This is a genomic window from Bradyrhizobium sp. Kon58, assembly GCF_055807455.1.
Window position 1 is genome coordinate 55,819 of record NZ_JBVVOT010000023.1, and the last position, 12,330, is coordinate 68,148.

General features: G+C 63.2%; 7 protein-coding genes. 1 reads left to right on the forward strand and 6 read right to left on the reverse strand.

What is annotated here, in order from left to right; all coding sequences use genetic code 11:
* Positions 1-11 precede the first annotated feature (11 nt).
* Positions 12-1,373, forward strand: coding sequence for a polysaccharide pyruvyl transferase family protein (locus AC0L20_RS29000; protein WP_007606792.1), 1,362 nt, complete (start codon positions 12-14; stop codon positions 1,371-1,373).
* A 25-nt stretch (positions 1,374-1,398) separates the two neighbouring features.
* Here the strand turns inward: AC0L20_RS29000 and AC0L20_RS29005 are convergent, their stop codons facing one another.
* From AC0L20_RS29005 to AC0L20_RS29030, 6 genes are all read right to left on the reverse strand, one after another.
* A complete protein-coding gene (locus AC0L20_RS29005; protein WP_007606793.1) occupies positions 1,399-2,523 on the reverse strand; it encodes an acyltransferase family protein in 1,125 nt (374 codons plus the stop codon).
* Between the two features lie 255 nt (positions 2,524-2,778).
* A complete protein-coding gene (locus AC0L20_RS29010; protein WP_473294079.1) occupies positions 2,779-6,687 on the reverse strand; it encodes an RHS repeat domain-containing protein in 3,909 nt (1,302 codons plus the stop codon).
* Positions 6,688-7,163: 476 nt separating this feature from the next.
* Positions 7,164-8,555, reverse strand: coding sequence for a hypothetical protein (locus AC0L20_RS29015; protein WP_007606797.1), 1,392 nt, complete (start codon positions 8,553-8,555; stop codon positions 7,164-7,166).
* Positions 8,552-9,826, reverse strand: a complete 1,275-nt coding sequence (locus AC0L20_RS29020; protein WP_473294080.1) for a glycosyltransferase family 4 protein — start codon at positions 9,824-9,826, stop codon at positions 8,552-8,554. The genes AC0L20_RS29015 and AC0L20_RS29020 overlap by 4 nt, the downstream gene beginning before the upstream one ends.
* A gap of 30 nt (positions 9,827-9,856) precedes the next feature.
* Entirely contained in the window at positions 9,857-11,191 is a 1,335-nt protein-coding gene (locus AC0L20_RS29025; RefSeq protein ID WP_473294081.1) for a hypothetical protein, read from the reverse strand.
* Entirely contained in the window at positions 11,191-12,330 is a 1,140-nt protein-coding gene (locus tag AC0L20_RS29030) for a glycosyltransferase (RefSeq protein ID WP_456765705.1), read from the reverse strand. Before AC0L20_RS29030 ends, AC0L20_RS29025 begins: the two co-directional genes overlap by 1 nt.

The window sequence follows — 12,330 nt, forward strand, 5'->3', positions numbered from 1 at the left end:
AGGAGACTGTCGTGAAGCAATTGATCCCGGTGCCCGTACGCAGGCAACTCCGAGGCTGGCTCAACAGCGCCAAGAATACGCCGTTGGCGCTCGATTTGCTCGAGCTGCGCAGATGGCAGAACGCCCGGAGGGACGTCGGCGTCAACGCCGCGCCGCGCAACGACCCGCGCCGGCTCGTCGTGCTCCCTTCCGATCCCTGGAGCGTTCGTCAGTCGCGCGGCGATGAGGCCATGATCGAAGCGGCCACGGGGGAGTTGAGGCGGACCTATCCGGATCTCGAGGTCTACATCGTCACCGCAACCGCAGCGGCCAGCGCGGACGTGCGCGCGATGGGTTTCAAGCCGCTCGAACTCTGGCGGCAGCCCTTTTCGTACGAGACGGTCGCCCAGGAGCTGTCGCTCACGAGGCCGGATTTCGGGCTGGTTCTCGGCGCCGATGTGCTCGACGGCTACTATTCTCCGGTCGATGCCGCGCGCATGCTGCTCGTCGCGGACCTGATGGCGGCATTCGGCGCCAAGGTCAGCGTGCTCGGATTCAGTTTCAATTCCCGCCCGGCCAAGGCGCTGCGCGAGGTGTTCCGGCTGCTAGATCCGGGCGTGGTCCTGAACCTGCGCGATGCGATATCCCTTCAGCGTTTCGACGATTTCGCCCGGAAACGCGCCCATCTGGTCGCCGACGCGGCGTTCATGCTGACGCCGCGGGCGGAGACGGCCGCAGTGAAGCAGATCGCGGCGACGATCGCGCGACAACGCGAGCAAGGTCGCAAGGTCTTCGTCTTCAACATCCATCCGATGTTGTTCAGGAAGCCGGAGCCGGCCAAGCTGCGGCACATGATAGAGCTCGCGGCGGTCGCCATTGAGCGGCTTGCTCGGGAGCACAATGCAAGCTGGCTGTTGCTCGCACATGATTACCGCCCCGAGATCGCCGACGACAATTGCCTGCGGCCGCTGGCCGACCGCCTCAAGCCCACGCTCGGCGATCACGTGCACCATGTCGATCAGGCGCTGTCGGCGGGCGAGATCAAGGCCGTGGTTGGTCGGGTCGACGGCGTGATCACCGGGCGCATGCATCTGGCGATTGCGGCGCTTGGGCAGGGCACGCCTGTCGCAGCGATCACCTATCAGGACAAGTTCCAGGGCCTGTTCGCACACTTTGGCGTCAGCGAATCGCTGTTGCTGTCGCCGACCCAGTTCCTGGTCGACGACAGCTTTGAGAAGTTCGTGCTGCACTTCCTGGGCGCACACGAAGCCGCCGGCGGGAAGGTGCGGCAGATGCTCCCCGAAGTCATGGAACTGTCCCGCGCCAACATCGCACCGCTGCTGGGCGAGAGCGCGATGCGGGCTGTGCCGGAGGCCGACGGGAAGGTCGCTTGAACGGCCTCATGTCATCGGCAGGCGGTCAGTTGACCGCCCGTTCGGTGGTGTTGTCAAAGCGGACGGAGGTGTCGGTTGCGGCCGCCTTGCGCGGGGATGCGGCCCCGATGTCGGCCCAGCGGTTGATGAAGCGCCGCGCCGGATTTTCGAAATAGGCGTAGGTGCGGTCAGCGATGACGGTCAGGACCACACAGCACGCCAGGGCGAACAGGGCGAACTGATCAGGCCGCAGTCCGAGCCAGGTCCACAACGGCTTGAACACGGCAATGAGAACCGCATCATGCAGCATGTAGATCGCATATGAGGTGTTGCCGAGCCGTCCAAGCAGGCGGGCACCCGGAAACTGCCTGAAGGCGCTTTCGCCGACCGCAGTGAGCAGGATCGCGCAGGAGAACAGGACAATGGCCAGATCCGGCTTGGCGAAGACGTTGAGGACGAGCACGGAGAGGCCGAACGTGCCGATGCCGGCGAAGATCATCCGCTTGTGCCGATAGGGATGCGACATCCGAAATAGGATGGCGAGCAGGATGCCATTCAGGAAGCTCGGCAGCGCGCGGAGCATCCCGTAGTCGAAATTGGCTCCATACATCTGCGACCGTTCCTGCCAGATCGGCAGATGGCCGTGGGCAAGAACCAGATAGAGCGCTGCGACGATCGCGCCAAGCACGATCGGCTGGACCTTGCGCGCAAGCAGCATCAGCAGCGGAAACACCAGATAGCAGAAGAATTCCGCGCTGATCGACCAGGACGGCGAGTTGAAGCTGAGATGGTCGGTGACGCCCCAGGCCTGGAGCAGCACAAGGTTGTACAGGAAGTCCAGCGGGGTCGAGCGGGCCGTGCGCTCCAGGCCGACGCCGATGAGCACCACGAAGATGAGCAAGCTCAGCAGGTGCAGCGGATAGATCCGTGCAATGCGACGGATCATGAAACGGGAATAGGCCGCCACGCCACGCGCGTCGGACGGGTAGGAATAGGAGATCACGAAGCCGGACAGGATGAAGAACATGTCCACGAACAGGCCGTAGGACCCGTTCCAGGCCGGCGAAATGCCAGTGTCGATCAGCTTCAGGTGGAAGATGAAGACCCCGAGCGCGGCGACGAAGCGGTAGAAGTCGAGAACGACAAAACGTCTTGCTTCACTGGCTTCCATCGGGTCTCGGAGTCCTTGCGCGGTTCATCTCTCTTCTAGAGTCGAATTGTGACGCAAGTTCGCTGGATGCAGCGGCGGAGGCAGCGTGATCGCGAATCGGTCAGCCTCGAGTTCCTCGAGACCGTCTTGCCAGGGAAGCGAACGTCTTCATCGTCCCAACACTGCCTCTTGATGAGGCAGACGCCAAGTGAGCGGGCCGGGACCTTGATGGGTCCCGGCCCGCTCGACGTTGATGCAGCAATCAGTCCGCCCGGCTCAGACGAACACGAAGTCGTGGCTCGTCAGGCTGGAGACATAGACGTTCTTCAGCAGGATCGAATCACTGTCCGAAAACGTGATCAGCGCATTCGTGCCGGACTGCGTGATCTGCAGGTGACCGTAGTCCGCGGCCAGCAGCTTCGAGATCTGGACCACGTCGTGCGTCGTGCCGTCGCCGGCCTGGAAGTTGAGGATCTGGTCCTGGCCATGATCGTAGGCGATGGTGGTCGAGTTCGGCGCGGCCGAGAACACGTCGTTGCCGGCCCCGCCCTGGATCGTCACGCCGCCGGCGACAGCCGTGACATTGTGGGTGCCGTCGGCCTTGCTCTGATCGAAGAATTGCAGCGCGCTGGCGGAGTTGTAGTTCTCGTGCTGCGTCGTCCCGGTCTGTCCGTTGAAGTTGAAAAGGAAGACGTCCTTGGAGCCGTCGGTGTGGTTGGCGATCTCCTGGGTCTTGGTGCCGGCGCTGTTGTAGATGTCCGTCAGCTTGCTGCCGTCGTCGTGGATGACCTGGGTATAGTCCAGAGTCCCGTCGGCGTGGGTCCGGGTGAGCTCGACCATCTTGCCGGAGGCATCGAGGTGCTGATGCTGGGTCGTGTACGACTGCCCGGTGATATTGTAGTTCCAGTTGTCGGACGTGCCGTCGGCGTTCTTGATGTAGGCAGCGCTTTTCACGCCGCCGCTATAGACGGTCGTGGAGCTGTAACCATCGCTCTTGGTCGTCACCTCGCTGGTGATGACGCCGTGGGCGTCGTACCAGTCGGAGGTCTTGGCTCCGTCGGCGCTTTGCTTCAGCGTGAAGGCCAGGCCGTTGTCCGCGTGGGTGCGAACGATATCGGTGAGGAAGCCGGTCGAATCGTAGCTGTCGTGCTCGTTCGTGTAGGTCTGGCCGGCGACGTTGAACTGAAAGACGTCCTTCGAACCATCGGCGTGGTAGTCGGTTTCCGTCTTCTTGACGCCTGATGCATCGTAGTTGGTGACCACGCTGCTGCCGTCGCTATTGACGATTTGGGTATAGTCGAGCGAGTTGTCCGCATGCCAACGGGTCACCTCGGTGGTCTGGCCGGACGGATCGAGGTGCTGGTACTGCGTGGTGTAGCTCTGACCGATGATGTTGTAGCTGTAATTGTCGTGACTCATGTCGGCGTTGGTGATGTACGCCGCGGTCTTCACGCCGTTGGTGTACACCGTGGTCGCGCTGTAGCCGCTCGGCTTCTGGAGCACCTCGCTGGTGAGGACGCCGCTGGCGTCGTACCAGTCCGTGGTCTTGGTCCCATCGGCGCTCTGCAACAGCTTGAACGCCATGCTGCCGTCGGCGTGCTTGCGTATCAGCGTGGTGAGGAAGCCGGTCGCATCGTAGATGTCGTGCTCGGTCGTGTAGGTCTGGCCGGCGATGTTGAAGAGGAAGACGTCCTTGCTGCCGTCGGCATGGAAGTCGGTTTCCTTGGTCCGCGATCCCGCGGCATCATAATTGGTGACGACGCTGCCGCCGTCGCTGTTGATGACCTGGGTATAGTCGAGCGTGCCGTCGGCATGCTTGCGGGTCACGGCGGTGACCTTGCCCGTGGGATCGACGTGCTGGATCAGCGTGGTGTAGCTCTGGCCTGTGATGCCGTAGGCGGTATTGTCCTGGCTGCCGTCGGCATTCTTCACATAGGCGTTGGTCTTGACGCCGTTGCTGTAGAGCGTGGTCGAGGAGAAGCCGTCGGCCTTCTGGACCACCTCGCTGGTGAGACTGCCGGCGGCATTGTACCAATCGGTCGTCTTGGTGCCGGCGGTCGTCTGCGTGAGCTTGAAGGCAAGGCTGCCGTCGCTGTGCAATCGCGTCAGGCCGGTGAGGAAGCCGGTGGCGTTGTAGACGTCGTGCTCGGTCGCGTAGGTCTGGCCGGTGATGTTGTAGGTCCAGACATCCTTGCTGTGGTCGGCGTGATAGGCGGTCTCGACCAGCTTGACGCCCGTGGCGCTATAGGTGGTGATCACGCTGCTGCCGTCGGGGTTGTAGACTTGCGTCGAGTCCAGCGAGCCGTCGGCGTGGCTGCGGGTCACCGAGGTGATCTTTCCGGATGCATCGAGGTGTTGAACCTGGGTCGTGAAGCTCTTGCCCGTGATGCCGTAAGTGTAATTGTCCTGCGAGCCGTCGGCATTCTTGACATAGGCGGCGGTTTTCACGCCGCTCGTATAGAGCGTGGTGGAGTAATAGCCGTCGGACTTCTGGACCACTTCGCTCAGCAGGGTTCCGGCGGTGTTGTAGGTGTCGGTGGTCCTGGTTGCGTCGGTGCCGACGTGAACGAATTTCGTCTTCACGCCGCCGGTGTAGCTGATCAGGTCCTTGGAACCGTCGGTGTAGGCGACGGTGGTCGAGGTCGGCTGTCCGCTCGAATTCAGGCCGGTGTCCGACTTCGACAGCAGCGTCCCGCCGGAATTGTAGGTGTTCGTGCTCCGCCAGGTCGCGGCCGTATTCGTTACCGAGAACGAGTATCCCCCCTCGATCTTGGAGAGAGCGCCGCCGTAATGGGCGATCATGTAGTCCATGGTCGCCTTCGAGGCGACCGGTAGGACATGCGAGTCGGTCAGCGTGATCGTCTTCAGCGCCGTCGACGTGCTGAGGTCGGACAATTGCGGCACGATCTCGGCAGCGGTGCCGCTGACGCTGGTCCGCGTGTCCGGCGGAGTCGTGGTGGTCGGAGGGGCATCGATCTCGATGATCAGCGGGTGATCGCTGACCGGAATAGTGATCGTGCTGACGTCGGTATAGCTGGCGATCGCAGTGGTTCCCGTCAGCGTGTCGTACACCTTGACCGAATGATGCACGCCGCCGAGGTTCACGGTGACCGTCTGAGCCGGATTGGAGACCTCGGTATCGGTGGGATCGTTCCAGAGCTTCGGCTCCGCCCACACCACGAGCTCGTAAGCGCCGTTGCTCTTGCCGAGCACCATGCTGTTGCCGGTGGCCGGCATGTTGCTCAGGGTGTAGTTCAGTGGATCAGTCGGCTGCAGGTTTCCCTTGCCGTCGTCGGCCAGAATGGTCGTCAAATTGTGAATGGCCGTGGCGGCGAGCTTCGGCGTCCCGTCGGAATTGAACAACCCGAAATTGGCCTCGGGGTTGGTATTGCTGGCGGAGGAGTCGCGGTCGAGCAGCTCGTAGAGATAAGTCGCGCTCACGCCCGCCTTGTAGGCATCGACCAGGGTGTTCAGGATCGATTTGGCCTGCACCGTCTCGTTGACGCCGAGATATTGGGTGTCGGCCTGCGTGGTGTAGCCGGTCTCGGTGATGACGACCGGTTTTCCCGGTGCCGCGGCCATCACGGCGCTCAGCGTGGCCGAAATCGAGCTGCCGGTCGTCAGGCTGGTGCTGACATAGGCGTGGGCGTTGGCGTAGTCGACCGAGCCCGACATGTTGCCGAGCTGGCTGTAGCCCTGCGGATCGTTATAGGCCAGTGACAGATTGTACACGGGGATGCTGCCGAGCGCGGCATTGGCGTTGACCGCCTGATAGAGCGCGCTCTGGAACTGAGCCGCGGCGGTAAGACTCGAGCTGCCATTGTAGCTGAAGGGCTGGTGATTGGCCTCGTTGAGCCCTTCGATGGCGCTGATGCTGCCCGGGTGGCTCGTCGCGAACTTCTGGAGCGAGGCGATGTAGTTCTGCAGCCCGGTTGTGCCGGTCTGGGGTAGGGCGGACGACACCAGGAAGTCGAACTTGTAGCCGGCAGCAGCCAGACCCTCGACGACGGGTTGCGCCGCCGGGCTGGTTCCCATGGCGTCGCGGAGATGGGTGACACCGAGATACATGAGGTCATCGACCATCAGCGCGAGATTGTTGTAGCCGGTCCAGCCGAAGCCGGCATGCGTGTTCACGCCGATGGAGTTGATGAAGCCGCTGGCGGACAGGATGGTTTGATCGGACATTGCACACTCGATTTCAGCGCGAGCGAAAATGCTCGCAGGGATTGCGTTCAAGCTTCTCTGTCGAGTGTGAATTTCAGATAAAAATCGAAGCTACAAATCGCGAGCGAAACGAGTTCCTTGTGCAGGAACAGAATCGATCTCTGCGCAGCAGAATATGAATGAGATGCCGGGACAGGATGACGTGAGGAGGGCGCTTTCGTGATTTTCACCAATTGCGGTGCTGAATATATGCGCAACTCTCGCGAGTGAATTCGTACGACGGTGCGACGCGGCCCGCTTGTCCACCGTTCGGAGTGTCTTTCGTTTCGTGCCTTCGGCAACCCATGCGTTTTCTTGCATGCGAAGTTCGCACATGCCGCTTCGATTAGATGTTGTAATTTACTCGTTTTGGTTGTGGATGCCCAGCAATGGTGCAGGTGCGCGTTGCTGAAGTTTATCCGCAACCCGACCTGCGTCGCAGACTTGGATGCGACGAACTAGCCGCGGCGGGTCAGCAATAGAAAATCCCCGCGCCATCCGATGACCGCCGTCGCGATCGCGGCGATCACGATCTTGCCGGTGAGCCATGTCGCGGGCCCGGTCGGCATCGCAGCGAGCGATCCGATCAGGATGGCGGCCGCAAGGGCCTGCATGACCAACGACAAGCGCGGGAATGCCTCGAACCGCAGGGTCGGACCAAGCGCGATCAGGATCGTGGCGAGGGTAGCGAGCGCAGCGCAGCCGACGGCCTGCTGCGGCGACAGTCCGGCCCATACCGCCGCCAGCGCGACGGCCGCGACGATCGCGAGCTGACCGGCCGCGACGACCACAAGCCGGGTCGCGAGCTTCTCCAGGTGTGGAACCACTGCGACGGTCGCTTGGAGATGCGTGTGCAGGAAATAGAAGGCGGCCACCGCGGGGGCCGTCGCCAGGAACCCGTCAAGGCTCTCCCGCGGCACCAGGATACGGGCCGCATCCGGAATGAAGCCGACCAGGCCGCCGAGCAGCACGAGGGTCGTGCAGATCATGAATTCGAACATCCGCCGGGCCGATTGAACCGACTTCATGACGGTCCCGTGTTCGAAGTCCTTGACGACATCGGGATAGCTCACGGTGTGGATCGCGGCGTTGAGGACCCAGAACGGACGTTGCAGCAGGTCGAGCGCCATCGAAAATCCGGCACCTGCCCCGGTCGCGCCCAGGCGGCCGATGATGATGACACGGAGCAGCACAGGTACCGACAAATGGATGACGGAGGCGCCTGCCGCGAGCATGCCGTAGCCGGCGAAAGTCTTCCAGTCAGCCAGCATCGCCTGCAAAGAGGCGCGCTCCAGCGGCGTGCGGTATGCGACGAGCCCGGCGACGAGGCCCAGCAAGTGGCCCGACGCAATCCCGAGCAGCGCTGCTTCAGCCGTCCCCGAAATCACGCCTCCCGCCGCTGCCCCCGCCAGAAGTGCGGTGGCACGCAGCGCAAGGAGAGAGGATGCGACGCCGAGCCGGTCGGACAGACGGACCGACAGGAAGTAGAGATCTGCCAGGCCCTGAAGCACGGATATGCCCAGGCCCAACGCGATGATTCCTGCCGGGAGCGCACTCGCCAGGGACGCGCAGCTTCCGACCACAACGAGCGCGGCCGCGCTCGAAAGGCCTGCTGCAAACAGCGACCATCTCAGCCGCGCCGCCTCGTTGTCCCCGGCTGCGGCGAGAAAACGAAGTCCGGCCAGCTGCAGCCACTCGAACATCAGGACGCAGAGCAATTGGCTCGAGGCCAGCGCGAGCGAAAAGTTGGTGTAGTCGGCGGCGGGCAGCAGATGGCTGATCGCGAAGATCAGGATGACCGCCGCGGCGCTTTGATAGACATAGCCCGCCATCGCGAGGAGGCGTGTCATCTCGGAATGAGGCGCTCCTTGCCGACGGACCGCCCTTGTGGCGCGTCGGACGTTACAGCACGCACGCGCGACATTCGCTGCTCGCGCAATTGCTCATACAAGCTCTTGTATGAAGATAGCACGTCGGAGAAGATCCACTTGTTGGTATCGGCGATGAGCCGCCGGCTGATCTCGTCGATCTTGTGCGGATCTGCTGCGACCGCGAGCATGCTTTTGGCGAGGGCTTGCTGATCGGCTTCGGTCAGCCAGCCGGTCACTCCGTGCTCGATTACCTCGGGCATGCCGCCGAAGCGCGTTCCCAGCAGCGGCCTGCCGGCCGCCTTGGCATCTGCGACGACCAGCGGACCGGGATCGTGCCAGATGGAGGGCGCGACCACCACGTCGACCTGCTTGTAGAAATCGTCGGGCGCCACGAAGCCCATGAACTCTATTCGTGCATCCGGCGCGAGCGTCCTGAGGCGCCGTTGCTCCTCGTCACTGACCCGGCCGGCGATCAACATGCGGATGCGATCCCGGGGCAGCAGGGCCAGGGCCCGCATCAGGTTCTCGATGCCCTTTTCTTCCGTGAGGCGGCCGATGAATCCGAACGTCACCTCCGTGGTGCAGATCGGACGCGGATAGGGCTCGCGCGGCGGCTCGGTCGAGGCGTTGCGGATCACGGTGCGGATCGGCGTCTCCGAGAACATGCCCATGTCGGTATGAATCGACAGGACGCGCTCGCTGACGCCGACCACGGCACTGAGCCAGTGCGTGGCCCGCTTGCGATGAAAGCTCAGGATTCCGCAGCTCGTGCAGGTGTGCTCGCAGGACCGTCCGTTCTCGAAGCGCGAGCAGCGCGGACAGGTCAGGTAATAGTCGTGAAGCGTGTGGAGCACGGGAACCCCGAGCTGGGCGGCAACGCGCCAGACCGCGGTGGTGAGACCCGACAGATTGTTGGAGTGCAGCACGTCCGGCTTGAAGGCCCGGATGCGTTCCGCGATCAGGGGGGCCTGCATCTGCCAGTCGTCGACCGCGTGCCAGATGCTGCGCAATGCGACGTTTTTCTGCTCCGTGAAGGGCAGGTACACGTTCCGCACCGGCGCGGAATGGACGTTGATGCCGTCGCAGGTTTCCGGAGCTTGCCCGGGCGTAGATGCGGCCCGGATCACTTCCACCTCGTCACCGCGCTGCACCAGCCCTTCGGCGAAGCGTCGGGCGAAGATCTCGGCGCCGCCGACGATCTTTGGGGCCTGAGGCGTCGGATAAAGCGTGGACGTCAAAAGAACTTTCATCGCGTCAACCTCATGTCTGCAAAATCGCGTCTACCGCGCCGGCCTTATCTCCAGGGCGGGAACGGCACTGTCATTGGCTGCAATCAGGACCGGTGTGCTCGAGACGGGGATCCAGACCCCGGATGCAGGCTTTGCCGCCTGATCGCACGGCATCGCAAAGCTTGCGCCCTGTTGATCGCCCTTGAGCCGGATTTCGTAACGCCGGTCCGGGGCCTCGGACCAGACTGCAATTCTGCTGCCAGAATTCGTCGATGCATTGATCGACACGACGCCATTGGCGAGTTCGCGTCGCTCGGCACTCAGGGTGGGGCGAATGAAAACCCAGGCCCCCTGGACCGCGCAGGCGACGGGCTTGGGCGAATTGTCGAAACGATAGAGTCCGAAATTATCCTCCAGCTCCGACGGGTTCTTTCCACTGTCCTTGAGCTCGTAGAGCCACATGCCCTTGAACCAGCGCGTCGCAGTGGACGCCCACAGGATCAGCTGCGCGGTATTGTCGGCCTGGGCCTGCTCGCTGACGCCGCATTTGTTGCTGGCCGTGGTCCAGCCCGTCTCCGTGACATAGATCGGGAAGTCGGGGTTTCCGCTGGCCTGGGCGACGAGACGGTGAAACGCCGTGAGCCGGTCGATGATCTCGGCCGAGGTGCGTTTGCTCGGGCCCATGCAGAAATTGTAGAGATGGATCGAAGCGCCGTCGGCATATTGAAGGATGCCGGTCCGCAGCATCTTCTCCGTCCATGTCCAGCCCGGATCGTCGCCGAGCGCTCCGACCAGGAAAGGTGCATTCGGTGCAACCCGCTTCACCGCCGGTCGCGCGACTTGCGCGAGCGCCAGGTAGTTCTCCGGCGAGAACGCCGGATCCTTCTTCGCCGCCAGATTCCATTCGTTCCAGAGCTCGAAGACCGGGTGCTGCGCCACGACCGATTGCGCCGCCGCCGCGGCATAGTCTGCGAACCGCTGCCGCGCCTCATCGGTGGTCGGCGGCGAGGAATTCGGAACCAGATGATGACCGAAGGCCAGGATCAGGAGGGGGCGCGCGACGCCGGACCTGACCTGCGCTTCGAGCCTGCCGAGCCTGGGCGTGAAGCCCATCCGGCGTCCCCCGACCTCGAAATCGGACCAGGGAAAATCATCGCGGAAGGCATTGAGGCCGAGTTGCTTGATCTGCGCGACGTTCTCCGAAGGCACGTATCCGCGCGCGCTCACCGGGCCACCCAGCCCCTGATGGGTGCCGACCCCCAGCAGGAATCGGGCATCGAGCGGTTGAGCCTGCTGTGCGCAGACAGAGACCGGTAGAAAAATGGATGCGATGAGGCCCGCGAGGCGCAGGCCGCCGCGAACCAAGGTGCGTGGGAGCGGAGCCATCAGAAATTCTTGGAGAGGTCCGATTGCAGCCCCGCCTTCGCGTCGACCGGTGCCCGATCGTCCTGCAGGAGCTCGGCATAGACCTGCTGCAATTGCCCATGCGTCTTCTGGACGTCGTAAAACTGCTTGAACCGGTCGTAGCCGCGCTGTCCCAGCACCTTGAGATCGAGATCGAGTGCTCGGCGGAAGCCGTCGACGAGCGGCTGGACCGCAACGGGCTCGCAAAGCACGCCGGTCACGCCATCGACGACGATCTCGGGCAATGCTCCGCTGCGGAACGCCAAGATGGGTTTGGCCGCGCGCATCGCCTCGAGCGCAACGAGGCCGAAGGCTTCCCATCGTGACGGGATCACGACGAGGTCGGCGGCCTCGAGCTGAGTCTCGATGGTCGGCCGGTCGAGCCAGCCCAGCAGGGACACGTTGGGCGGGACGCTCGGGCCTTCGTATTTGTTGACGACGGAGGCGCCGATCATGCGGATATCAAGCACATCCTCGAGCGAGCGTGCCGCTTCGATCAGGAGGTCGAAGCCCTTCTGGCGGTCCAGGCGTCCGATGAACAGGACCTTGACCTTCTTGGACGTCCAGTCGGCCGCGACAGGCTGCGGTGTGCGGCTCTTCGAGATGCCATTGTGGACGAGGGTGAGGCGCTCGGCGGGAATCCCGGCGCGGACGGCTTCGTTGAACTCGTCGCCGGAGATGCAGATGATTCGGTCCGACGTGCGCGCAAGGAGGTTCTCCGCCGCCTTCGTCACGAGATGACTGAGGCGGCCGGTCTCGCGTGAAAACGCCCAGCCGTGCGGGCAATAGACGACGCGCGGACCGTCCGAGCGGGCCGCCAGCGCCGGGCGCAGCACGAGGCCGGCAAACGAGGAATGCAGGTGGACGACGTCCGGACGGAAGGCATCCAGCGCTTGCATGCTTGCGCGCAACATCTGGAACAGTCCGGCAACGCCGCGGCCGGAGCGTTCGAACGTCGTAATCTGGTTGTCATCGATCGCTGGAAGATCGCGACGATGATCCGACGGCACGACGTAATGCACGTTCCCGGTGCCGAAGCTCGCCTGTTGCTGTGGGTGCAACTCGTTCAGGTAGCTCGCAATCCCGCCGCGGATCGTCTCGGCGATGTGCAACACTTTCAT